Genomic DNA, 21,119 nt, shown 5'->3' with positions numbered 1-21,119 from the left:
AGTTGGTTGCGGGGGCCGGATTTGAACCGACGACCTTCGGGTTATGAGCCCGACGAGCTACCGAGCTGCTCCACCCCGCGTCCGAATTGTACTGCCACCACAAGAGACAGAGCAGTTGCCCCTTGCTGTCTTCGTCTCCACCGCAGGCGCTAGCGCTTGCCATGGATACAAATAGTTGGTTGCGGGGGCCGGATTTGAACCGACGACCTTCGGGTTATGAGCCCGACGAGCTACCGGGCTGCTCCACCCCGCGTCTGAGGTCGCCAATAATAGGCGCCGGCGCTCAGATTGCAAGTAAATATCCTAAAAAAACTTCATTCGAAGATTAAACCAGCACAAATCGCAGGAATTTGCAACAGAGCGCCGATTTTTCAGACAAGCAGGTTTGGGGCCAGCTTGGCGCACTACACTCAGATGGTTTGTAACTCCTCGTTTTGGGTAGGTTTATCATGCGCATCTCCGCCGGTCATTGCCGTCAATTGGGGGCCACACCCGAGCACGACGGCGTCAACTTCGCCATCTGGGCTCGTCTCGCCAGCCGGGTCGAACTGCTGCTGTTCGCCAGTGCCGACGACGCTACCCCTGAGGTGATCCCTTTGTCACCCCGTCTCAACCGTACCGCCTACTACTGGCACATCCATATAGAGGGCATCGAGCTCGGTCAACGTTATGCCTATCGCATCCAGGGCCCCTGGCGCCCCTACTACGGCACCCGCTTCGATGCGGACAAGGTGCTGCTCGACCCTTATGGCCGCAGCATCGAGCTGGGTGCCAACTACGATCGCTGGGCGGCGGCCCGCCCCGGCAGCAACCTGGCGGAGTGTGCCAAGAACCGGGTGGTGGACACCCGCCACTACGACTGGGAGGGGGACAAGCTGCCCGCCCACTCCCTCTCCCGCTCGGTGATCTACGAGCTGCACCTGGGGGGCTTCACCAAGTCGCCGAATTCAGGGGTCGACCCCGCCCTGCGCGGCACCTACCTCGGACTCATCGAGAAGATCCCCTACCTGCAATCCCTCGGCGTCACCGCGGTCGAGCTGCTGCCGGTGTTCCAGTTCGATCCCCAGGACTCCCCCAGAGGGCTCTCCAACTACTGGGGTTACAGCCCCATGTCGTTTTTTGCCCCCCACGCCCAGTACGCCAGCGGCGAGGATCCCCTCACCGAGTTTCGCGACATGGTCAAGGCGCTGCACCGGGCCAACATCGAGGTGATCCTGGACGTGGTCTACAACCACACCGCCGAGGGGGGCGACGATGGCCCCACCTTCTCGTTTCGCGGCATCGACAACGAGGCCTACTACATCCTCGACGCCAATCAGAAGGACACCAACTATTCGGGCTGCGGCAACACCTTCAACGGTGCCCACCCGGTGGTGCTGCGCATGATCATGGACAGCCTCCACTTCTGGCGCCAGGAGATGCACGTGGACGGCTTTCGTTTCGACCTGGCGGCCATTTTGTCGCGGGACGAGTCGGGCCAGCCCCAGGCCAATGCGCCGACCCTGCGCACCATCGATACCGATCCTCGCATCGCCGACATCAAGCTCATCGCCGAGGCCTGGGATGCGGGGGGCCTCTATCAGGTGGGCAGCCTGGCCGGCGCCCGCTGGCGCGAGTGGAACGGCCAGTTCAGGGACGACGTGCGCCGCTTTCTGCGCGGGGATGACAATGCGGTGATGCCCTTCGTGGAGCGGCTGTGCGGCAGCCCGGACATCTACCACTACCATCACGCCGATCCGGAGAAGAGCATCAACTTCGTCACCTGCCACGATGGCTTCACCCTGTGGGACTGGGCCAGCTACAACGGCAAGCACAACGACGCCAACGGCGAGCAGAACCGGGATGGGTGCGATCACAACTTCAGCTGGAACCACGGCCAGGAGGGACCGAGCGAGGATCCCCAGATCAACGCCCTGCGGCTGCGACAGGCCAAGAACATGATGGTGGCCACCCTGCTCTCGGTGGGTTCCCCCATGCTGCTGATGGGGGACGAGGTGCTGCGCACCCAGCACGGCAACAACAACGGCTACTGCCAGGACAACGACACCTGCTGGATGCAGTGGCAGCCCGACGTCATGGGCCAGGAGATGTTCCGCTTCATGAAGGAGCTGATCCAGTATCGCAAGCACCTGTTCCAGCGCCCGGAGCAGGAGAGCATGCCGCTGTCGCTGACCGAGATCCTGCGCCACAGCGAGATCTGCTGGCACGGGGTCAACGCCGCCCAGCCGGACTTCAGCCCCCACTCCCACGCCATCGCCATGTCGGCTTTGTCGAGCGAAACCAGGCTGGCCCTCTACGTGCTGTTCAACGCCTACTGGGAACCGCTCACCTTCAACTTGCCGAGCCCCCCCAAGGGAGTCGGTGGCTACTGGCGCCGGATCCTGGATACCGCCCTGCCCTCGCCCGAGGACATCAGCACCTTCGGCATGCCGCTGGAGGGGCTGACCCGGGAGTACCTGGCCCAGCCGCGCAGCAGTTGCCTCTTCATCTGCGGCGCCGACGACTTCTACTAAGAGGTGGCTTGCGGCCAGCAAAAAGCCCACCCCGGGCAACCGGGGTGGGCTTTTTCATGACGCCAGTCTGTCAGGCCAGCTGGTGCAGCACGCTGGTCGCCGCAAGCTGGGCGATGATGAGGCCGCACAGGGCGGTGGAGACCACCACCGGCGCCGTCTCCTGCTGGCGATAGAGCGGGCTGAACCAGAGCAGCAAGGCCGCGATCAGCAGGGCAGCCTGGGTCAGCACGCCAGGGATCAGCGCATCGAGGCTGGCGCTGCTCCCCTGCCAGCCCACCAGCACCGCCAGCCAGAGCAGGCTCAGGATGGCGGCCACCAGCCCGGCCAGCGGCAGCAGGGTATTGAACGCCTGCAGGCGGTGACGGGCCCGCAGCAACATCAAATGGGCAAAGGCCGCCCCCAGCAGCACCATCTGCAGCAGACCGCCAAGCCAGCCCTGGATCTGCAGCAAGCCGATGCCATAGACCAGCAGCGGCATGGCCGGCAGCCAGAACAGCGTGGCGGGAATGGCGCGCTTGCCCTCCAGCCTGGATTGGGCCAGCGACAGCACCACCCCCAGGATCAGGGCGGCAGCACCGCTCCAGATCAGCCAGTCGGCCGCCTTGGCCTCCACCGCCAGCATCAGGGAGAGGCCGGTGATCACCCAGACCGAGAAGAGCTGGGTGGTGATCCGCGAGCGCTGGCCCGGGCAGAGATCACCGCGCCAGAGCACCAGGCCCAGCGCGATGAGGGCCCCCAGCGCCATCAGGCCAGTCAGGGGAAAGAGCCAAAAAGGGAGTTGGACGAACATGACGCCTCCAGCAGCAAGGATTCAGAACGCGCCGATGGGCGCCGGATGAAGGGGCCGAGTATACCCAAAGCCGCCGCCATCCCCAATCCCTGCCAGGAGCGCGTCCGTCATTGATCAGTGGCAATCAGGCATCGGCAACGGGCGCCGGCCGCCTTGCCTGCCAAGATTTCAAGGCCCTCGCCATCCGCTGCGACCAGGGCCGACAGCGGTCAGCCCTGGCCGCGGGCCAGCGCCACCACCCGGGCGAACATCTGGCGCAGCACCGGCGGAATGTGCTCGCCGCCGAGTCGCTCCGCCTCCTCCACCACCGCCAGCGCCATGCCCGGCTTGCTGCGATGATGAATCGCCTTGTTGATGATACGCCCGGCGTTGAGGGTCGAACGCCCCCCCACGCCGGCTTCACGCCGGAACACCGCCTCGAAGCCGTTGTGATAGAGGTAGTGCTCTATGTCCGCCGCCGGCAACTGGGTCAGACGATCCCGCTCCCGCTCCCCCTTGAGCAGGGAGCGGGCCGAAGTGGCGTACTTGACCCCCGCCTCGTCGCCGTCGGTGAGCAGATGCCACTCGATGCCGAAATCCCGCGCCACCTTAATAAGCGGAGACTGGCCGCACTGGGCGAACTCGATGATCCGCACCCCCTCCGCCCGCAGGCTGTAGCCGCAGATCTGGGCAAGCTCGGAGAGCAGCCAGATCTCGGTCTCCCCCTCCACCAGCAGCCAGCAGCGGGCAAACATCGACATGGGGCGGTTGATGCGCACATGGAAGGCTATCTTGCGCAGATCGTCGCTGCTGTAGCGCTCGCCCCCCAGCTGATGGCAGACGATGTCCTGCTGGCGGCGCACCAGCCGGCGGATCTGGTTGAGGGGCAGCGAAGAGAGCAGGTCCCCCGAATTGGTGGTGAGCAGCTTCTGCCCCGGCAGCTGCTCCAGCAGCCCCCAGGCCAGTGCCAGCATGGTGGGGTGCAGGCGGCTCTCCGGGTCTTCCAGGATCATGATGGGGCGCGCCCCCTGCTCCAGCTCCCGGTTGCCCCGCGCCTGCAGCAGGGTGGCCGCCATGCCCGCCATCGCCAGTTGCAGCGCCCGATTGTCGGCATTGCGCAGCAGCGCCTGCAGGTTGCCGGGGTTGCGCAGGGTCATGGGGCGATTGACGATCTCCCGCTGGCTGCGCGGCTTGTTCTTGATGGGGGCCAGCGCGTTGAAGTAGTGATCCATCAGCTGGCGCACCGCCTGCAACGCCTCCTTGAGCTCGGGCTCGCCGATGCGCTGAGGCTCGTCGATCAGCTTGTCGGCCAGCTCGCTCAGCCGGTGCTCGGAGAGATCCCCCCACTGCAGGGTCTCCACCCCGTTGCGGGCGGTGCGGGCATCCCGCAGCCGGAACACCGGGTTCATGGTGATGAGCAGGCAGACCAGCTCATGGGCATCGTCGATGGGCAGGCTCTTGCCGATGCCGTCGAGAAAGTCGTGGGTGGTGGTGACGGTGCCGTCACTCTGCAGTTCGGCGCTGGCGCGGTAGTGAATGCGGTGAAACTTGTCCTTGTGCTTGACCCAGGCCGCACCAAGTCTAGCCAGCCGGCGGGAGTGCAGGCACATCTGGGGTCTGTGCTCGCTGAAGGTGAGCACCAGTTGCAGGTGGCGGGCCGGCTCGAGTTCGGGGTCTTCGGGCTGGTGAAAGTCATCGCTGCTGAACTGATAGGGCTCGGCATCCTGACCCAGAAGACACCAGAGGGCGCGCAGCAGGCTGGACTTGCCCCAGGCGTTTTCGCCGATAAGCACTGTGGTGTTGTCCAGCCCGAGCGAGAGGCGATTTATTCCGCGAAAACCTTTGACTTCAATGCGTTCCAGAAACATGCGGCCATATCCAGTCCATCCTGATGGCGCAATAGTGGCAAAGTTGTCGGGAAAATCCTATCGGGTCGTGGCGATTTTCAGCGGGAACTGTGAGGAACGAGCGGTTCGGGCGGGGTCGGCATGCCAAGGCGGCCCTGAGGGGCATTCCAGTGGCTGAACCAGAGGTGGCGGGTACGGGTCTGACGTTTGCGATGATTCAAGGGCAACTCCTGTGCAGGTTGAAGGAACGAGGCTCCTCCTCGTTGCCAACCAATCTGCCGCCTATCTGTGACAGGAGGATGACAGCTGGCTGCGCCACTGGCCTGGGGTCAGACCAAACGCCTCCCGGAAGCGGTTGCCAAGATGAGCCTGGGACGAGAAGCCGCACTGGATGGCGATGCTGGCCAGGGAGTCGGCGCCGGCCAGCAGCTGCTTGGCCCGCTTGAGCCGCAGCCCCAGCAGGTAGCGATGGGGCGGACAACCCAGGCTCTGGCCGAACATGCGGGCGAAGTGGTATTCGCTCAGGCCCGCCTCCTGCACCAGCTCGGCCAGGGTGACAGGTTCGGCCAGATGGGCCAGCAGGTACTCCTGCACCCGCCGGATCACCGCCGGCGCCAGGCCGCCACGCACCTCGGGCAGGGGCGGCGCCTCCCGGGTGTGGTGGCGATAGGCGTGCAACATCAGCATCCAGGCACCGTGGGAGAGCGCCATCCGATCCACCTGGTGCTGCCAGTCCAGCTGCATCAGCTGGCCCTGCACCAGGGTGGCGGCCTTGGGATCGTCGATGAAGGTCTTGTCTTCCAGCAGCAGGTGGCGCCCCTCCTTGTCGCACACCTCTTCAGCGATGCGGGTCAGGTGGGCCGGGGTGAAGTAGAGGTGGAAGAAGCGAAACTCCTCGCGCACCAGCCACTCGGATCTGTGGTGATCCGGCATGATGCACACCTTGCCGGTGCCGCCGTGGCCGCCCGGGCCGTCCAGCCGCTCGGTCTGCTCGCCCCCCTGCAGGTAGACGCTCAGGGTATGGTGGCCCGGCTTGTGGTAGCGGGTCTGATCGTAACAGTTGCGCCAGCTGGCAACGCCAAGGCCGGGTTCCAGCCAGCAGGCGTTCTCCAGTCGCGCGCCCGTGCTGACCAGTGCATCGAATACTCCCGCCGGCTTAGTCTGCAGCACCCGCTCCGTTCCTCTTGTTGCTTGCCTGATGGCCCTTGTGCGCCATCTTAACGCGGCGCGGCGGCAAAGGCTGCGGCTGCCCGCAAAAAACCGCAAGATGGTGTAAGCCCGCCGCCACCGCCCCCTGCATGCTGATCCCATGTCGTTGTCATCTCACCGGATACCCCATGAATCTGATTCTCTATCTTGCCACCGTCCTTATCTGGGGCAGCACCTGGATCGCCATCGCCTGGCAGCTTGGCCCCATTCCCATCGAGGTCTCGGTGCTCTATCGCTTCGCCCTGGCGGCGCTAGCGCTGTTTGCCCTGCTCACCGCCAGCGGCCGTTTCCCGCGCCTGCCCTGGGCGGGTCAGCGTTATGCCGCCCTGCTCGGCGGCCTGCTCTTTTCCACCAACTTTCTCTGCTTCTATCACGCCACCCTCTACATTCCGAGCGGCCTGTCGGCGGTGATCTTCGCCAGTGCCAGCATCTTCAACGGCCTCAACCTCTGGCTGTTCGAGGGGAAAAGACCCGGCCTGCGCTGGCTGCAAGGATCCTTGCTGGGGCTCCTTGGCACCCTCTTGCTGTTCTGGCCGGTGCTGGCGGATGCGCAACTGGGTGCAAACGGCTGGAAGGGGCTGCTGCTCGCCTGCGGCGGCACCCTCTGCTTCTCGCTCGGCAACCTGGTCTCGGCCCGCGGCCAGCGCCAGGGCTACCATGTGCTGCAGCTGGTGCCCTGGGGCATGGTCTACGGGGTGGTGTTGCTGCTGGGCTGGGTCACCCTGCTCGGCCAGCAGCTGGTGATCCCGACCGACGGTCACTACCTGGCGGCCATGGTCTATCTCGCCCTGTTCGGCTCGGTTATCGCCTTCACCGCCTACCTCACTCTGGTTGGGCGGATCGGCGCCAGCAAGGCCTCCTACGCCACCGTCTTGTTCCCCCTGGTGGCGCTGACGCTCTCCACCTTCTACGAGGGGTTCGTCTGGCAGCCGGTGTCGGTGGTGGGGGTCATGATCAGCCTGCTTGGCAACCTGGTGATCTTCGCACCGCCCCTGCGGGAGTGGCGCCTGCGCCCCGTCAGGGCGGCGAAGGATGCTTGATCCCAACCCCGCCAGCCCCTAAGGTAACGCCTTCCTATGAAGATGACGGGAGGCGATATGTTACTGGAAGGGCTGGAGACTCTCTGCCTGCTGGCCAGCGAAGGCACCATGGCCAAGGTGGCCAGCCGGCTCTATATCAGCCAGTCGGCGGTGAGCAAGCGCATCGCCCAGCTGGAGCAGCGCCTCGGCAAGAAGCTGGTCGAACCGGACGGGCGCCAGATAAGGCTCACCCCTCAGGCACAAGAGCTGCTGGCCCGGGTCGCTCCCAGCCTCGCCGAGATGAAGGGGGTGCTGGCCGACAGCCAGACCCTCACCGACCTGACTCCCCTGCCCGTCGCCTGCTCCGAGACCCTGCTGGCGGGCTACCTCGCCCGCTTCATGCACGACTACCTGCGACAAGATCCCCACCTCGCCCTCTCCACCCACCATACCCCGGTCATTCTGGCGCGGGTGCGCAGCGGTGATGCCCTGCTCGGCATCTGCGCCGGGCGCCTGCCACCGGGCCATGGCCTTGAGGCCAGACTGCTGCTGGAGGAGCCCTTCTATCTGGTGGAGGGCGATCAGCGCGAGGGGGAAAACGCCGATCAAGGGCTGCGCCAGATCCTCACCATGGACCTGGACAACCCCTCCAACCGCTACCTGCGCGAACCGCTGGCGGCCCTTGGCCTCATCCCCGCCATGGAGCTCGACTCCTACCTGGCGTTGATCGAGCTGGCCAAGGCCGGCATCGGCCCTGTGCTGCTGCCGGCCGGCCTGCTGGCGCTGGTCGGCGCACAGGGGACCCAGGCTCGCCCCCTCGCCGGGCTCGCCCGCCCGCTGCACCTGGTCTATCGGCCAAACAGCCTCAAGCGTGTACGCATCGCCCAGCTGGTGCAGGCCCTGCAAGCCCACTTCCAGCCGCTGGCCGGCTGAACGCCACAATGCAAGGGGGCCCGATCTTGCTGATCGGGCCCCCTTGTGTAGACAGCCATGACTGTCGTTGTCAGCGAAAAGCGCTTACCCCAGCCAGGCAAACAGTTCGGGGTACTGGCTCCACACCAGCTTGGCGGACATCAGCAAGGAGACGGTCACCAGCAGCGGCTTGATCAGCTTGACCCCTTGCTTGAGCACCATTTTCGAGCCGAAACGGGCACCAATGAACTGGCCCAGCGCCATGCAGAAGCCGACGCTCCACACCACCTTGCCCCCCAGCGCGAAAAACAGCAGCGAAGCGATGTTGGAGGTGAAGTTGAGCAGCTTGGTGTGGGCGGTGGCCCGCGCCATGCCAAAGCCTGCCAGCGCCACGAAACCGATGGCAAAAAACGATCCCGTGCCCGGTCCGAAGAAGCCGTCATAGAAGCCCACCCCGCCGCCCACCAGCAGGGCGAACGCCATGGGAGCGAGGCGGCGGGAGCTCTCGGCATCGCTCACCCGGGGAGAGAAGAAGAAGTAACAGGCGAAGGCCATCAGCAGGAAGGGCAGCAACCGCTCCAGGATGGCGGCGTCGATGGTCTGCACCGCCAGGGTGCCGAGCGCCGCGCCGATGAAGGTGCAGATCACCGCTGGCCAGATGATGTGCCACTCCAGCAGCCCCTTGCGGGCATAGAACCAGGTAGCGGAGAAGGAGCCAAAACTGCTCTGCAGCTTGTTGGTGCCGAGCACCAGCGCCGGCGGCATGCCGGTGGCGAGCAGGGCGGGCACCGTCAGCAGGCCGCCCCCGCCGGCAATGGCATCGATAAAGCCGGCCACCAGGGCCACGCCGAACAGGGCAAGCAGGGTAAACAGTTCCAATTCCATCCATAGCCTCACAACATTGACGGGGCCGGCAAGGGCCCGCACGGCGCAGGCTCGCCATGAGCCTGATGAACAACGCTGGTCGCTATCCTAATGGGGCTTGGCTCATGAAGCTAACGAAACAGTGGCAGGCAATTGATTCCTGATTTTCATCAATTAATCATCCCTGTGAAACGGCTGGCAAGCATGCCGGCTCCCTCACCCCCCTGCTCAGGCAGCATCGGGGGCACAGGTCGCCTCATTGCCCTTGATGTCGGCCAGCGCCTGCTGCAGATGAGCTTCATCCTCGCCGGGGGCCCGGCTGACCCGGCCCGCCATGTAGCGGCTGCTGAAGAGATTGAACCAGAGCTGCAGTGCCTGTCCCGCCGCCAGCTCGCCGGCCACCTCCAGCACGCAGGCCGCCACTTCGGCGGTGCACAGGTGCTCGTCGCAGTGCGCTACCCGCATGCCATAGGTGGAGAGCGCATCGGGCTTGATGGAGAGCACCGGCAAGCCGTCCAGATAGGGGCTTTTGTTGAACATCTTGCGCGCCTCGGGCCAGGTGCCGTCCAGCAGAATGAACAGCGGCTTCTTGCCTGGGAGCGGGGTCACCACCGAGGTGAGCCGGGCCGGCTCCTTCTCGCAGGCGGGAAACACCACATAGGGTTGCCAGACGGGATCCGCCAGCAGGGCCAGCAGCTCGGGATGGGGCTTGGTACGCGACCAGAGAAACGCCCAGGTGGTATCCGGCAGCACATCGGCGATGAGACGGCCGGTGTTGGAGGGCTTCATCGGCTCGCTGTCGTACATCAGCAGGCAGAAGCCGGCCTCGGCCTTGAGCTCGGGGCGCCATTCGCAGGCACACCAGTCGTGGCGCAGCTGACAGGCTTCGCAGCGCGGCACGCTGCCGCCACGGGCGAGAAAGGGTCGGGTCGAGACGCTCTTGCGCCAGATGCGCAGGCGATTGACGGCGTGATCGGGAATTGGCTTCATGGAACGCGGCTCTGGCGATGCCTGTGGCAGGACAAAAAGGGGGCAGATTGTAACGAGCCGTCCACCGCGCAGCAAGGCCCCCCATCCGGGGCAAGCCGGGAGGCCACGCCTCTCTATACTTGGTCGTCAACCCATGCACCCACGCATGGGACACAGGAGGACGACGATGGCAGAACAAGATATTGCCCGCGAGCACGCCCTGGCCGAAGGCACTACCTTCACCTGGCACGAGCTCTATCTGCCCGATGCCGAGGCCGGGATCCGTTTCTACACCGAGGTGCTCGGCTGGGAGAGCCAGACCATGGCGATGGAAGGCGGCGACTACCCCATGCTGGTTGCCAATGGCAGGCCGATCGCCGGCGTGCAGACCACCCGGGGCAATCCCGAGATGGCCGGCGTACCACCCCACTGGGCAACCTATATCGCGGTGGATGACGTCGATGCCAGAGTGCTCAGGGTCAACCAGCACGGCGGCAGCGTGGTGGTGCCCGCCATGAATATCCTGGGGGTCGGGCGCATGGCGCTGATCGCAGATCCACAAGGGGCGCACATCTGGCTGTTCACCCCTGATCCCATGTGACATCGCCCACCGCAACAACGACAGAGGGGCCCGCAGGCCCCTCTTCATCATTCAGCTCGCCCTGCTCGGGCGCCGGCCTCAGACCGCCTTGCGCAGGATCTGCACAAGGTAGTCGGCGAAGCGGTGACCGTGATGCTCCAGCAGTTTCGGGAACATGGAGATGGAGGTCATGCCCGGGAAAGTGTTGATTTCGTTGAGCAGGATCTCGCCCTCTTCGGTCAGGAAGAAGTCGATGCGCGACAGGTGGGTCAGTTTGAGCTGACGGAACGCCTTGAGCGCGTACTCGTGAATGGCATCAGCCTGCGCCTGGGTCAGCCCCTCGGCACGCAGTGCGGTCTCGGTGTGACTGGCGCTGCTGTACTTCTCTTCATAGGTGTAGAACTTGTCCTGCGGCACGCAGATCTCGCCCGGGTAGGTGGCCACCAGCTCGTCACCGTACTGGTACACCGCCACTTCCAGCTCGCGCGGCTTGACTGCTTTTTCGATCAGTACCTGCTCGGAGTAACCGAAAGCATCGGCAATGCCCTTCACCAGATCTGCTTCGTTGCTGGCGGAGTAGCAGCCGACGGAAGAACCCTGGGAGGCCGCCTTGATGAAGACCTTGCCCCACTTGGCCAGCGCGGCTTTCGCCTCGCTCAGCGCCGCGTCATTCTGCTCGGTCAGGAACAGATAGGGGGTGTTGGGGATGCCGATGGCGGAGAGCCACAGCTTGGTGCTGATCTTGTTGAAGCAGATCTTGCTCGCCTCGGCATCGCAGCCCAGATAAGGCAGGCCCGCCAGCTCGAGGAAGGATTGCAGGTCGCCGGTCTCGCCAGGGTAGCCGTGGATGCAGGGCACCACGTAGTCCACCGGACGGGCCACGCTGTCAAACGACAGCAGCTTGTCCAGCCCCAGCTTGCATTCGCGGCCGTCGGCGCTGAGCCAGCGGTCGGCAAACATCTCGACCCGGGTCACGTCGACCCCAGGCAAAAGACCGAGCTGTTGCTCGAGAAAATTTGCGCTTCGCAGAGAAACTTCGTGCTCGGAGCCACCGCCGCCGCACAGCAGCAAGACATGCATGTTCTTCATTAGATGTGATCCCTTGGGAAAAGCGGCTTCGCCATCACCATTTAAAACCCAACCGCATTAAAACCGGACGAAGCCAGATACGAAGATAAGTGCGGGCCAGTGTAGCAAGGGAGATCGAGCCTTGTCAGCCGATGGGAGCCCCATCCGCCGACAACGGCCATAAAAATTCCCGCCTGTGTCAGAAATTGGATGAAAAGAGTTCAGCGCGGCGGATCGAGCCGGCCGTTGCCGCTGCCGTTGACCCGAAACCAGCCGGCGATGCTGTAGCGCTCCTGGTTGGCGGGCAACACCTCGTGGGGGAACTCTTCGGATAAAAACAGTACCAGCCGCCCGCCCCGGGGCGAGACATCCATCAAAAACTGCTCGTCGTCATCGTACATCCGCAGCACCCCGCCCGCCTGGGGTTGCCAGTCGTTGTTCAAGTAGAACACCGAGGTGAGGCGACGGTTGGAGCGCCCGGCGAAGGCGTCGCGATGGGTGGCATAGAAGTCCCCGCTGCGATAGCGGGCAAAGTGGGCCTCGTAGTCGAACAGCCCCAGCATCAGCATCCGGTTGGCGGCCAGCCGCAGTGCTTCCATGCGGGCCAGATAGTCGGCCACCGGCGCGCCGAGGGAGGGTTCGAGCCAGTGGATCTGATCCCGGCGAATGGCGCGATTGTCCTGATGCAGGGCATCGCGGCCGATCCCCGCCGGCCGCCACGCATCCGGCAGGCACGCCTTGAGGGCATCCACCTCGGCGGCGGTTAAAAAATCATCCACTATCACCCATCCCCGGGTGTATATGGCGTCCATGACGGCTTGATAGTCCAAGATTGACTCGCAACAAGTGGAGAGAGGGCGCTTTTTAGCGACTTCCAGGGCAAGACACAAACCGGTTTGCTTATCCTCAGAAGTCCCACCATCAATACGCTATCCGGGCGCACAAGGCCCCCATTATCTGGTCGCCCTCGCCAGCCTGTGATCCGGCGCACTCAAATGGCCTCAGACCGGGCCAGATCTTTCATGGCAAAGGGGAAAGTGGCGCTTGCTCCGCGCCGTCGCGCCCGTTACCGTGGAGCGATACGCCCTGAATGGGCCCCATGCAACAGGAGTGCTTCATGTCATTGCCCGACCTTATCCTGCAACGCCTTGACGGTACCGAACTGCCCTTGTCCACCCTGCAAGGCCAGGTCGTGCTGGTGGTCAACGTCGCCAGCCGCTGCGGCTTTACCCCCCAGTACACCGGACTGGAGGCGCTTTATCGCGAACTGGGCCCACGCGGGCTGGTGATCCTGGGCTTCCCCTGCGATCAGTTCGGCCATCAGGAGCCGGGAGACGCAGAGGAGATCGCCCGCTTCTGCTCCCTCGACTATCCGGTCAGCTTCCCCATCATGGCCAAGTGCGAGGTCAACGGCGAACAGGCCCACCCCTTCTATCAGTGGCTCAAGAAGGAGAAACCGGGCCTGCTGGGGCTGGAGAACGTCAAGTGGAACTTCACCAAGTTTCTGATCGACCGGGACGGCAAGGTGGTTGACCGCTGTGCCCCCACCACCAAACCCGAGAGCCTGCGAGACGATATCCTGGCCCTGCTCTGAGGCCGCGGCACGCGGCGGCCGGACAACGCGACACGGCTGCTGCGTGCAGGGCGCGCATCTGCTATATTACGCCCCCGTTATCATTTCCATCTTGTGGCGGGTGCCAGCGCACCTGCCATCCGCTGAGCCCAAGGCTCACCAGAGGAGTCTCTCTCGAACATGTCATTCAACGAACTGGGTCTGTCTCCGCACATCCTGCGGGCCGTCAAGGAGCTGGGTTACGAACAGCCAACCCCCATCCAGCAACAAGCCATCCCCGCCATTCTGGCCGGACAGGATGTGCTCGGCGGCGCCCAGACAGGCACAGGCAAAACGGCCGGATTCACCCTGCCCATGCTGCAGCGCCTGCTGGCCAACCATGGCCGTGGCCGCCGTCAGGTACGGGCCCTGGTGCTGACCCCGACCCGCGAACTGGCTGCCCAGGTGGGTGAGAGCATCATCAAATATGCCCACCACCTGCCGTTTCGCACCCTGATCGCCTACGGCGGCGTCAGCATCAAGCCCAATCTGGACGCCATCAAGCTCGGCATCGACATCCTGGTGGCCACCCCGGGCCGTCTGCTGGACCTGCTGACCCAGGGGGCGCTGACCCTGTCCGAGCTGGAAGTGCTGGTGCTGGACGAAGCGGATCGCATGCTCGACATGGGCTTCATCGTCGACATTCGCCGTATCATGAAGGCACTGCCGGCCGAACGGCAGACCCTGCTGTTCTCCGCCACCTTCTCAAGCGAGATCAAGGCGCTGGCGGATGACCTGCTGAGCGACCCCACCCTGATCGAGGTGGATCCCAGCAACACCGCCGCCGAGCAGGTGACCCAACGCATCATCCAGGTCGACCGGGAACGTCGCCGCGAGCTGCTCTCCCACATGATTGGCCGCGGCAACTGGCAGCGGGTGCTGGTGTTCGTGCGCACCAAGCAGATTGCCGATCGCCTGGCCCAGCAGATGCAAAAAGACGGGCTCGATACCGTCGCCATCCACGGCGACAAGAGCCAGGGTGCCCGCAACCGGGCGCTGGCAGATTTTCGGGAAGGCAAGGTGCGGGTGCTGGTGGCGACCGACATCGCCGCTCGCGGCCTCGACATCGATCAGCTGCCCCACGTGATCAACTTCGAACTGCCCCAGATGGCGGAGGATTACATCCACCGCATCGGCCGCACCGGCCGCGCCGGTCGTGGCGGTGAGGCCATCTCGCTGGTGAGCCAGGACGAGCTGGGCCAGCTCAAGGGGATAGAGGCGCTGATCGGCCAATCCCTTTCGGTGGAGATCCTGGAAGGGTATGAGCCCAGCGGCAAGCCGAGCCGGCAGACCCTGCCGGGCAGCAAGCCGGTACAAAACCCGCCGCGCGCCCGTGGCGCCGCCAATGCCAAGGGCGGCAACGGCAAATCCGCCGCAGGCAAGAGCAAGGCAAAGAGCGATGGCGGCAAGAAGCCAGCCCCAGCCCGTAAGCGGGAAGTGGTGGGCGAGGATATCGGCTTTACCCCCATGCGCCGCCTGCCCAAGGCCCAGCGCGACGACTATCAGGACAACTCCAACGAGGAGTAACAGGCCGACCTGAGCCCGTCATAACAAAAAACCGCCCTCGGGCGGTTTTTTTCATGATGGCGTCACTGGCCTGTCAGTGCCAGCTGTCGCAATGGACATGTGCAGCAACGGATAGGGTCTGCCCTGCCCGTCCAGCGCCGAGCGCCCCACCACCTCGAAGCCCAGGCGGCGGTAGAAGCCGAGCGCCTGCTCATTCTGCTCGTTGACGTCCAGCCGGGTCGCCCCCAGCCGGTCGATGGCATCGGCCACCAGCAGGCGACCCACCCCGCCTCCGCGCAGCGCCGGGTCGATGAACAGCATCTCGATGTTGTCCTCGTGCACTCCGCAAAAGCCGGCGATCCCCTGCTCACTGCGGGCGCAGGTGAGGGTCACGGCGTCAAAGTAGTGTTCCAAAATGAGCTCGCGCAGGGTGGCGATCTCCTCATCCGGTAAGAAATGGTGGGTGGCGCGCACCGACGCCTCCCACAGCGCGATCAGGGCCTGATAATCCCCGCGCTCTGCCTGCTCCAGTCTCATATCGTACTCACTCAACAGATTGGTTGTTCGGGGCCTGCCCAGCCGGCGCCATGGCGTCGACCTGCTTGAGGACAAACCCCTTCTCGATGCCGGCCTTGAAGCCGAGCGACGCATAGAGCCGGTGGGCCGCCTCGCGCCCCTCCCCCGACAGCAGCATCACCTTGTAGCAATCCTGCTGCCAGGCGAGCGCGAGGGCATGGGTCAGCAACTGCCGGCTGATGCCCCGGCGCCGAAACGCAGAGGCCGTCACCACGTGCTCCACCATGCCAAACGGCCGGCCGCCGTTGGTCAGGGTCGCTACCACGCCGAGCTGGCAGGTGGCCGCCAGCTGGCCATCCACCTCCGCCACCAGCAGGTGGAGATGGGGCTGCGCCAGCAAGGCCGTCAGCGCCGTGCGGGCCGCATCCGGCGCAAGCGCAGGGTCATGGGGGCGCAATTCCCGATAGAGCGCCAGCAGACCGGCCATATCCTGTAGGGTACAGGCCCTGATGAGCGTCATCCTTCTTCTCCTTGAGCTGCGGGCGATGCGGCTTCACGCCTCGCGGGGGGCAAACATGATGATGGCCATGCCGCACAGGGCCACCAGCGACCCCACCAGATCCCACAGGCTGGGCCGGATGCCGTCCACCAGCCAGAGCCAGAGGATGGCCACGAAGATGTAGACACCGCCATAGGCGGCATAAACGCGCCCGGCCGCAGTCGGGTGCAGCGACAGGAGCCAGGCGAACAGCATCAGGCTCAACCCCGCCGGCAGCAGCAGCCAGACGCTGCGCCCCTGGGTCAGCCAGAGATAGGGCAGATAACAGCCCAGGATCTCGGCCAGCGCCGTCACCAGAAACAACCCCATGGTTTTCAACTCGCCCATCGGCTACTCCATTGTTTGACAACCTGCTCGACAACGTGTTCGGCAAAAAGAGCAATGGTAAGCCAAATGGCCGGGCCGGGTAAGCGGGATCAGGCAACAAACCCGAGGGGGAAGGATAGCGGATGCAATGCGCGGCCGGCCTCCCCCCGCCAGCACGGGGGAAGGCCTGGTCATCAGCGGGTCTTGACCGCCTGCAGCAGCACCGACAGATCCGGCCCGAACTGACGGGTGCGAATGGCCTCACGGATATCACTTTCGCTATAACGGCTGGCCGGATAGAGCAGCACGCAGGCGGTGTCGCCGGGCTTGAGGAAGTGGGTCTCGCCAAACGGGGTATAGCGGGTGGCGCCGATGCTGATGAGGGCATGGGCCGGACGCCCGGCCTGGGCCAGCAGCCCCTGGATGTGCTCGGCCGGCCCCTCGTCCTGCTGATGGTTGAACTTGTCGATGGCCCACGTCAGCAGCTGGCCGTGGAAGTAGCTGTAATCCACCGCCGCGCTGTCGACCCCGTAGGGGTGCAGCTCGCCGTCCCGCTCCAGGTAGCAGGCGATGCGGTAGTCATCGAGCTCGCAGCCGGCGGCAAAGTGGGACAGGGGCAGCAACGCGGGGGCCAGCCCCTTGCTCTCTTCGCCCCAGTTCTTCTTCTCGCTGATCTTTTTGGCGTTGGGACGGCGGATGGAGCAGTCGTTGTAGGCACCAAAGGTGCGCGGGTGGATGGCCACCACCTGCTCCCCCGCGTACTCCAGCTCGCACCAGAGCGCCACTTCCGGCTCTATCTGCACCTTCTCATCGCCGCTCACCGCTGCTTCCGGCAAGAAGATGGCGTTGCCGCTCAAGGGGAAGACGCCGAGCTGGCCGGGGTGACCCGGCACATAGAAGGGGAACAGCGCCTTGGGGGCGCTGGTGTCGCGCACCACCACCGCCACGAAATCCGAGGCCTCGCCGGCCTGCTCCAGATGACCGGCGAAATTGCCCGCCACCCCGAGTCCGATAAACTTGCTCTCTGCTGTCACTTGCATTTTGCTCACCTGCCTCTTGCCAAAGCGAAGGCAGCGGCCCGGCACGGGGCGGCTGCCGCAAACGTGGCGAGGATTAAAACACAAGGGTCTGCCCTCGCCCAGCCTGCACGCCCCATCCTGTGCGCCAGCGCGAACTTTTGCCGGCCGCTCGGCGAGCTTGTGAGCAACCGCCATGCCCGAACTGGCTCGACCGTGTGCGGTGCCTGCCCTTGATCACGGCGACAGGCTGCGCATTGATCAACCATGGCCCCCGGAAACAGATCGTTTCCACATCCTGCCGCCTTGCCCCTTGGGCCAGCCCGCCAACTTTGCTAGGCTGCCCGCCATGCCAATCTGCACACTCAAGGATGCCTGCCGATGTCAGCACAGCACTTTCAGGGCCGCTTCGAGGTCGAGTTCAAATACAGGCTCGGCGATGTCGAGGCCTTCACCACTGCCCTCGCCGCCCTCAATCCCGAGGTGATGCTGGAGCGCAACCAGGAGCAGGACACCTACTTCGACACGCCGGACCGCAGCCTGAGCGCGGCGGGCAAGAGCCTGCTGATCCGCGCCATGCAGCCCTCCGGCATCCGGCTCTGGATCGTGAAGGGGCCCGAACCCGATCGCTGCGAGGCGGTCAACATCACCGACGCCGACAAGGCCATCAGCATGCTGCACACCCTGGGCTACCAGCCGATACTGACCCTTCGCAAAGTACGCAGCATCTATTTCGTCGGCCCCTTCCACGTCACCCTGGATCACCTGGCGGGGCTCGGCGATTTTGCCGAGCTGGCCATCATGACCGATGACGAAACCCTGCTGCCAGATTATCGCCGGCAACTGCTGTCCCTGGCCGCCCAACTCGGGCTGGACCCGGAACGGCTGGAGACCCGCTCCTATCGCACCCTGTGCGAACAAGCCACCACCCCATCACCAGAGAGACGTTCATGATCGACAAACTCGCCTGGCTGACCTTCAAGGATCAGCAACTGCTCTGTGCCCGCTCCCACGGCAAGCAGATCTACTACATTCCCGGCGGCAAGCGCGAAGCGGGAGAGAGCGACGAGGCGGCGCTGATGCGCGAAATCGAGGAGGAGCTAGCCGTGGCCCTCAAGCCCGACACCCTGGCGTTTGCCTGCGAGTTCAGTGCCCAGGCCGACGGCAAGCCGCAGGGGGTCAACGTCAGGCTGCGCTGCTACACCGGCGAGGCTGACGGCACTCCCGTCGCCTCGGCGGAGATCGCCGAGCTGCGCTGGCTCGACAGCCGCCATATGGCCGAGATCTCGCCGGTTTCCCGGCTGCTGTTTGCCTGGCTGGTCGAACAGCAGCTCATCCGCTGAGGGAAACCCGCCTGGAGGGCGTGATCGGGCGCACCCGGCGAGCGACAACGACTTGAAATTGGTGGCAGAAACGGCGAGTCTAGCCAGTCATCCTGCCGCCGGTCCCGTTGGCGGCAGGCGCCGCGGCAGACCGGGCCGACGGCGTGAACTTCGTTGACAAGGACTCCTGATGGACATAGTTGAGGTTGATACCACCCAGGGCATCAAGCCTGCCCTCATCACTTTGCTGCAAGACAGCGTCGCCAGCGGCGCGTCGGTGGGCTTTCTGCCGCCGCTGACCGAAGAGCAGGGGCTCGTCTATTGGCAGGGCATAGAGACGGAGCTGGCCGCGGGCAGCCGCCGGCTCTGGGTCGCCTTCCTGCAGCACCAGCTGGTCGGCGCCCTCCAGCTCTCGCTGTGCACCAAGGCCAATGGCCGTCACCGCGCCGAGGTGGAAAAACTGATGGTGCACAGTCTCCACCGTGGCAAGGGGGTCGGCCGTGCCCTGATGGCCAGCATGGAGCAAGGGGCCAAAGAAGCCGGCCGCAGCCTGCTGGTGCTCGACACCCGGGTGGGCGATGCCGCCTCCCACCTCTATCGCCAGCTCGGCTACCAGGAGGCGGGCCAGATCCCCGCCTTTGCCCGCAGTGCCGACGGCACCCTGGCGGCCACCCTCTTCTTCTACAAGCAGCTCTGAGCCGCGCACCGCCTCCGCTTCGCACGCCTCTACACTGCTCGCCTCTACTCTGTAACCACAGTGCGCCCTCCCCATGGAGGGCGCGTTGCGTTATTCTCCTGGCCGCAGAAAACAATCAAAATAGCATCAAGATTAATTTTGAGTCTGCTATAGCCCCATTTGTGTATGATTGTTCCTTCACCTCACCCTAGACGAGGCGTATGGTGTGGCAGAAAGACCCGTTTGCATACCAATCGGATACCGCTCACTGCCTTAAGGAATACTGCATGCCTATCCTGCCTCGTACCGTCACCTCCCCCAAAAAATTCATCATCGGCCACGATCTGCTGCCCCAACTCCATGATCACGTAAAAGATTTCGGCGACAATGCCCTGCTCGTCAGCGACGAGTTCATTCTGGAGCGGGTGCGAGAGGAGGCGCTCGCCGGCCTGCTGCAGGCAGGCCTGAAGGGGACGGTCGAGAAGTTCAACTACGAATGCACCGACATCGAGATCCGCCGCCTGTGCGATCTGGCCGAACAACAGGGGGCCAACGTCATCGTCGGCATCGGCGGCGGCAAGACCCTGGATGTCGCCAAGGCGGTGGCCTTCTACCTGCGCCGCCCGGTGGTGCTGTTTCCCACCATTGCCTCCACCGATGCCCCCTGCACCGCCCTCGCGGTGATCTACAACCCGGCGGGCGAGTTCGAGCGCTATCTGTTCCTGCCCCAGAACCCGGATGTGGTGATCGCCGACACCGCCATCATAGCGGCGGCCCCCGCCCGCTTCTTCGCCGCCGGTGTGGGCGATGCGCTCGCCACCTACTTCGAGGCCCGTGCCTGCTACCGGGCGGACGGTATCAATCTGGTGGGCAAGCGCCCCTCCCGCACCGGTCTCGGGCTGGCCCGGCTCTGCTACGAGCTGCTGGGGGAGAACATCGAGCTGGCGATGGACGCGGTGCGCCACCATGTCACTACCCCGGCGCTGGAGCAGACCATCGAAGCCACCATCTATCTGAGCGGCGTGGGCGCCGAAGCGGGCGGCCTGGCGGCGGCCCATGCGGTCAACAACGGCATGTCGGTGGTGGCGGATCTGCACCGGGCCCAGCACGGCGAGAAGGTGGTGTTTGGCCTGCTCACCCAGCTGGTACTCGAGCGCGCGCCCCAGGCCGAGCTGGACGAGGTGATGCGCATCATCCAGCTGGCCGGCCTGCCCATGACCCTGCAGGAGATGGGGCTGAGCCGTTTCGTGGAGAGCGAGTGGCGCCAGGTGGCCAAACTTGCCTGCGATCCCCTCGACACCATGGGTAACATGCCGATGAGCGTCAGCGAGCAGGATGTCTACCACGCCATGATCGCGGCCAACGCCATGGCCGAGCGCTACCGGGCCCGCCACCCACGCGCCTGATCGGCACTCAAGCAAAGCCGTGATCACGCCGACAAGGCCGGCCCCAGCGGCCGGCCTTGTCATTCCCTGCCCGACCTGCTGCAATGGCCCCTTTATCCTTGGGACAAGGAGTCACCATGATATTGGAAGTCGCCCCTCTGCAGGTCATCCCCGGTCAGGCTGCCGCCTTCGAGCTGGCATTCTCCCGGGCCCAGCGCATCATCAGCACCATGCCGGGCTACGGCGGACACCAGCTCCAGCGCTCGCTGACCGCTCCCCACCGCTATCTGCTGCTGGTCCACTGGCTGCGCCTCGAAGATCACACCCAGGGCTTTCGTGGCTCGCCCCAGTACCAGCAGTGGAAGGCCCTGCTCCATCACTTCTACGATCCCTTCCCCACGGTCGAGCACTACCAGCAGGTAGTATTCGATGAGGCAGAGCAGCGGGAACAGGGCAACGGCCAGATCTGAA

The 21,119-nt window shown here is 64.6% G+C and carries 23 protein-coding genes and 2 tRNA genes; 11 read left to right on the top strand and 14 right to left on the bottom strand.

Annotated elements, in window-relative coordinates; translation table 11 throughout:
- Nucleotides 1-3: 3 nt before the first annotated feature.
- Together OKC44_RS08770 and OKC44_RS08765 are read right to left on the bottom strand one after the other, a co-directional pair.
- A tRNA-Met gene (locus tag OKC44_RS08770) sits at nucleotides 4-80 on the bottom strand.
- Between the two features lie 96 nt (nucleotides 81-176).
- Nucleotides 177-253: transfer RNA gene (locus OKC44_RS08765), tRNA-Met, on the bottom strand.
- A 196-nt stretch (nucleotides 254-449) separates the two neighbouring features.
- Between OKC44_RS08765 and glgX the strand changes: the two genes are divergently transcribed.
- Nucleotides 450-2,513, top strand: a complete 2,064-nt coding sequence (gene glgX, locus OKC44_RS08760) for a glycogen debranching protein GlgX (RefSeq protein ID WP_270812306.1) — start codon at nucleotides 450-452, stop codon at nucleotides 2,511-2,513.
- A gap of 70 nt (nucleotides 2,514-2,583) precedes the next feature.
- Here the strand turns inward: glgX and OKC44_RS08755 are convergent, their stop codons facing one another.
- From OKC44_RS08755 to OKC44_RS08740, 4 genes are all read right to left on the bottom strand, one after another.
- The gene (locus OKC44_RS08755) at nucleotides 2,584-3,303 is read right to left on the bottom strand and encodes a hypothetical protein (protein WP_029303116.1); all 720 of its coding nucleotides are present in this window, start codon (nucleotides 3,301-3,303) and stop codon (nucleotides 2,584-2,586) included.
- A gap of 209 nt (nucleotides 3,304-3,512) precedes the next feature.
- Nucleotides 3,513-5,150 (bottom strand): ATP-dependent endonuclease, encoded by a 1,638-nt coding sequence (locus OKC44_RS08750; RefSeq protein ID WP_011706231.1) that lies wholly within the window; start codon nucleotides 5,148-5,150, stop codon nucleotides 3,513-3,515.
- A gap of 77 nt (nucleotides 5,151-5,227) precedes the next feature.
- Nucleotides 5,228-5,350 (bottom strand): hypothetical protein, encoded by a 123-nt coding sequence (locus tag OKC44_RS08745; RefSeq protein WP_254902163.1) that lies wholly within the window; start codon nucleotides 5,348-5,350, stop codon nucleotides 5,228-5,230.
- Between the two features lie 61 nt (nucleotides 5,351-5,411).
- Nucleotides 5,412-6,299, bottom strand: coding sequence for a helix-turn-helix domain-containing protein (locus OKC44_RS08740; RefSeq protein ID WP_270812305.1), 888 nt, complete (start codon nucleotides 6,297-6,299; stop codon nucleotides 5,412-5,414).
- A gap of 167 nt (nucleotides 6,300-6,466) precedes the next feature.
- Here OKC44_RS08740 and OKC44_RS08735 point away from each other — a divergent pair, with 167 nt between their 5' ends.
- Both OKC44_RS08735 and OKC44_RS08730 read left to right on the top strand, forming a co-directional pair.
- Nucleotides 6,467-7,378, top strand: a complete 912-nt coding sequence (locus OKC44_RS08735) for a DMT family transporter (RefSeq protein WP_270812303.1) — start codon at nucleotides 6,467-6,469, stop codon at nucleotides 7,376-7,378.
- Between the two features lie 57 nt (nucleotides 7,379-7,435).
- Nucleotides 7,436-8,290, top strand: coding sequence for a LysR family transcriptional regulator (locus OKC44_RS08730; RefSeq protein ID WP_270812301.1), 855 nt, complete (start codon nucleotides 7,436-7,438; stop codon nucleotides 8,288-8,290).
- A gap of 84 nt (nucleotides 8,291-8,374) precedes the next feature.
- Here OKC44_RS08730 and OKC44_RS08725 read toward each other — a convergent pair whose 3' ends face one another.
- On the bottom strand, nucleotides 8,375-9,154 hold the full coding sequence (locus OKC44_RS08725) for a TSUP family transporter (protein ID WP_011706235.1): 780 nt from the start codon (nucleotides 9,152-9,154) through the stop codon (nucleotides 8,375-8,377).
- 207 nt (nucleotides 9,155-9,361) lie between these two features.
- On the bottom strand, nucleotides 9,362-10,123 hold the full coding sequence (locus OKC44_RS08720) for a tRNA-uridine aminocarboxypropyltransferase (protein WP_029301009.1): 762 nt from the start codon (nucleotides 10,121-10,123) through the stop codon (nucleotides 9,362-9,364).
- Nucleotides 10,124-10,289: 166 nt separating this feature from the next.
- Here OKC44_RS08720 and OKC44_RS08715 point away from each other — a divergent pair, with 166 nt between their 5' ends.
- On the top strand, nucleotides 10,290-10,703 hold the full coding sequence (locus OKC44_RS08715) for a VOC family protein (RefSeq protein ID WP_270812299.1): 414 nt from the start codon (nucleotides 10,290-10,292) through the stop codon (nucleotides 10,701-10,703).
- A 78-nt stretch (nucleotides 10,704-10,781) separates the two neighbouring features.
- Here the strand turns inward: OKC44_RS08715 and OKC44_RS08710 are convergent, their stop codons facing one another.
- Together OKC44_RS08710 and OKC44_RS08705 are read right to left on the bottom strand one after the other, a co-directional pair.
- On the bottom strand, nucleotides 10,782-11,771 hold the full coding sequence (locus tag OKC44_RS08710; protein ID WP_270812297.1) for a D-alanine--D-alanine ligase: 990 nt from the start codon (nucleotides 11,769-11,771) through the stop codon (nucleotides 10,782-10,784).
- A gap of 200 nt (nucleotides 11,772-11,971) precedes the next feature.
- Nucleotides 11,972-12,580, bottom strand: coding sequence for a 2OG-Fe(II) oxygenase (locus OKC44_RS08705; protein ID WP_016350596.1), 609 nt, complete (start codon nucleotides 12,578-12,580; stop codon nucleotides 11,972-11,974).
- 287 nt (nucleotides 12,581-12,867) lie between these two features.
- Here OKC44_RS08705 and OKC44_RS08700 point away from each other — a divergent pair, with 287 nt between their 5' ends.
- Together OKC44_RS08700 and OKC44_RS08695 are read left to right on the top strand one after the other, a co-directional pair.
- Nucleotides 12,868-13,344 (top strand): glutathione peroxidase, encoded by a 477-nt coding sequence (locus OKC44_RS08700; protein WP_270812295.1) that lies wholly within the window; start codon nucleotides 12,868-12,870, stop codon nucleotides 13,342-13,344.
- Nucleotides 13,345-13,503: 159 nt separating this feature from the next.
- Nucleotides 13,504-14,889 (top strand): DEAD/DEAH box helicase, encoded by a 1,386-nt coding sequence (locus tag OKC44_RS08695; protein ID WP_042067490.1) that lies wholly within the window; start codon nucleotides 13,504-13,506, stop codon nucleotides 14,887-14,889.
- Between the two features lie 51 nt (nucleotides 14,890-14,940).
- Here OKC44_RS08695 and OKC44_RS08690 read toward each other — a convergent pair whose 3' ends face one another.
- The 4 genes from OKC44_RS08690 to OKC44_RS08675 form a co-directional block, all read right to left on the bottom strand.
- Entirely contained in the window at nucleotides 14,941-15,405 is a 465-nt protein-coding gene (locus OKC44_RS08690; RefSeq protein WP_270812294.1) for an acetyltransferase, read from the bottom strand.
- A gap of 7 nt (nucleotides 15,406-15,412) precedes the next feature.
- Complete coding sequence (locus tag OKC44_RS08685) at nucleotides 15,413-15,904, bottom strand: GNAT family N-acetyltransferase (protein WP_060389525.1); 492 nt, start codon at nucleotides 15,902-15,904, stop codon at nucleotides 15,413-15,415.
- A gap of 33 nt (nucleotides 15,905-15,937) precedes the next feature.
- The gene (locus tag OKC44_RS08680) at nucleotides 15,938-16,270 is read right to left on the bottom strand and encodes a YnfA family protein (protein ID WP_011706244.1); all 333 of its coding nucleotides are present in this window, start codon (nucleotides 16,268-16,270) and stop codon (nucleotides 15,938-15,940) included.
- A 173-nt stretch (nucleotides 16,271-16,443) separates the two neighbouring features.
- The gene (locus OKC44_RS08675; RefSeq protein WP_270812291.1) at nucleotides 16,444-17,289 is read right to left on the bottom strand and encodes a DUF5718 family protein; all 846 of its coding nucleotides are present in this window, start codon (nucleotides 17,287-17,289) and stop codon (nucleotides 16,444-16,446) included.
- 357 nt (nucleotides 17,290-17,646) lie between these two features.
- Here OKC44_RS08675 and cyaB point away from each other — a divergent pair, with 357 nt between their 5' ends.
- The 5 genes from cyaB to OKC44_RS08650 all read left to right on the top strand — a co-directional run bounded on the left by cyaB (nucleotide 17,647) and on the right by OKC44_RS08650 (nucleotide 21,118).
- Complete coding sequence (gene cyaB, locus OKC44_RS08670; protein WP_270812290.1) at nucleotides 17,647-18,219, top strand: class IV adenylate cyclase; 573 nt, start codon at nucleotides 17,647-17,649, stop codon at nucleotides 18,217-18,219.
- Nucleotides 18,216-18,608, top strand: coding sequence for an NUDIX hydrolase (locus OKC44_RS08665; protein WP_270812288.1), 393 nt, complete (start codon nucleotides 18,216-18,218; stop codon nucleotides 18,606-18,608). Before cyaB ends, OKC44_RS08665 begins: the two co-directional genes overlap by 4 nt.
- A 169-nt stretch (nucleotides 18,609-18,777) precedes the next feature.
- Nucleotides 18,778-19,284, top strand: coding sequence for a GNAT family N-acetyltransferase (locus OKC44_RS08660; protein WP_219252977.1), 507 nt, complete (start codon nucleotides 18,778-18,780; stop codon nucleotides 19,282-19,284).
- Nucleotides 19,285-19,550: 266 nt separating this feature from the next.
- The gene (locus OKC44_RS08655; protein WP_166464475.1) at nucleotides 19,551-20,669 is read left to right on the top strand and encodes a glycerol dehydrogenase; all 1,119 of its coding nucleotides are present in this window, start codon (nucleotides 19,551-19,553) and stop codon (nucleotides 20,667-20,669) included.
- Nucleotides 20,670-20,785: 116 nt separating this feature from the next.
- The gene (locus tag OKC44_RS08650; RefSeq protein WP_270812286.1) at nucleotides 20,786-21,118 is read left to right on the top strand and encodes an antibiotic biosynthesis monooxygenase family protein; all 333 of its coding nucleotides are present in this window, start codon (nucleotides 20,786-20,788) and stop codon (nucleotides 21,116-21,118) included.
- The last annotated feature ends 1 nt before the right edge of the window (nucleotide 21,119 follow it).

Source organism: Aeromonas sp. S41-2 (assembly GCF_027705845.1).
In the GTDB taxonomy this organism is placed as follows: Bacteria; Pseudomonadota; Gammaproteobacteria; order Enterobacterales; family Aeromonadaceae; genus Aeromonas; species Aeromonas hydrophila.
This window is presented reverse-complemented; position numbering and strand designations above follow the sequence as displayed.

What these genes read in the sequence shown, in the direction of transcription:
- OKC44_RS08655 (WP_166464475.1), top strand. Translation starts at nt 19,551, where the DNA reads ATGCCTATCCTGCCTCGTACCGTCACCTCCCCCAAAAAATTCATCATC.
- OKC44_RS08650 (WP_270812286.1), top strand. Translation starts at nt 20,786, where the DNA reads ATGATATTGGAAGTCGCCCCTCTGCAGGTCATCCCCGGTCAGGCTGCC.
- OKC44_RS08730 (WP_270812301.1), top strand. Translation starts at nt 7,436, where the DNA reads ATGTTACTGGAAGGGCTGGAGACTCTCTGCCTGCTGGCCAGCGAAGGC.
- OKC44_RS08725 (WP_011706235.1), bottom strand. Translation starts at nt 9,154, where the DNA reads ATGGAATTGGAACTGTTTACCCTGCTTGCCCTGTTCGGCGTGGCCCTG.
- OKC44_RS08715 (WP_270812299.1), top strand. Translation starts at nt 10,290, where the DNA reads ATGGCAGAACAAGATATTGCCCGCGAGCACGCCCTGGCCGAAGGCACT.
- cyaB (WP_270812290.1), top strand. Translation starts at nt 17,647, where the DNA reads ATGTCAGCACAGCACTTTCAGGGCCGCTTCGAGGTCGAGTTCAAATAC.
- OKC44_RS08675 (WP_270812291.1), bottom strand. Translation starts at nt 17,289, where the DNA reads ATGCAAGTGACAGCAGAGAGCAAGTTTATCGGACTCGGGGTGGCGGGC.
- OKC44_RS08685 (WP_060389525.1), bottom strand. Translation starts at nt 15,904, where the DNA reads ATGACGCTCATCAGGGCCTGTACCCTACAGGATATGGCCGGTCTGCTG.
- OKC44_RS08680 (WP_011706244.1), bottom strand. Translation starts at nt 16,270, where the DNA reads ATGGGCGAGTTGAAAACCATGGGGTTGTTTCTGGTGACGGCGCTGGCC.
- OKC44_RS08750 (WP_011706231.1), bottom strand. Translation starts at nt 5,150, where the DNA reads ATGTTTCTGGAACGCATTGAAGTCAAAGGTTTTCGCGGAATAAATCGC.
- OKC44_RS08695 (WP_042067490.1), top strand. Translation starts at nt 13,504, where the DNA reads ATGTCATTCAACGAACTGGGTCTGTCTCCGCACATCCTGCGGGCCGTC.
- OKC44_RS08690 (WP_270812294.1), bottom strand. Translation starts at nt 15,405, where the DNA reads ATGAGACTGGAGCAGGCAGAGCGCGGGGATTATCAGGCCCTGATCGCG.
- OKC44_RS08700 (WP_270812295.1), top strand. Translation starts at nt 12,868, where the DNA reads ATGTCATTGCCCGACCTTATCCTGCAACGCCTTGACGGTACCGAACTG.
- OKC44_RS08720 (WP_029301009.1), bottom strand. Translation starts at nt 10,123, where the DNA reads ATGAAGCCAATTCCCGATCACGCCGTCAATCGCCTGCGCATCTGGCGC.
- glgX (WP_270812306.1), top strand. Translation starts at nt 450, where the DNA reads ATGCGCATCTCCGCCGGTCATTGCCGTCAATTGGGGGCCACACCCGAG.
- OKC44_RS08665 (WP_270812288.1), top strand. Translation starts at nt 18,216, where the DNA reads ATGATCGACAAACTCGCCTGGCTGACCTTCAAGGATCAGCAACTGCTC.
- OKC44_RS08660 (WP_219252977.1), top strand. Translation starts at nt 18,778, where the DNA reads ATGGACATAGTTGAGGTTGATACCACCCAGGGCATCAAGCCTGCCCTC.
- OKC44_RS08735 (WP_270812303.1), top strand. Translation starts at nt 6,467, where the DNA reads ATGAATCTGATTCTCTATCTTGCCACCGTCCTTATCTGGGGCAGCACC.
- OKC44_RS08755 (WP_029303116.1), bottom strand. Translation starts at nt 3,303, where the DNA reads ATGTTCGTCCAACTCCCTTTTTGGCTCTTTCCCCTGACTGGCCTGATG.
- OKC44_RS08710 (WP_270812297.1), bottom strand. Translation starts at nt 11,771, where the DNA reads ATGAAGAACATGCATGTCTTGCTGCTGTGCGGCGGCGGTGGCTCCGAG.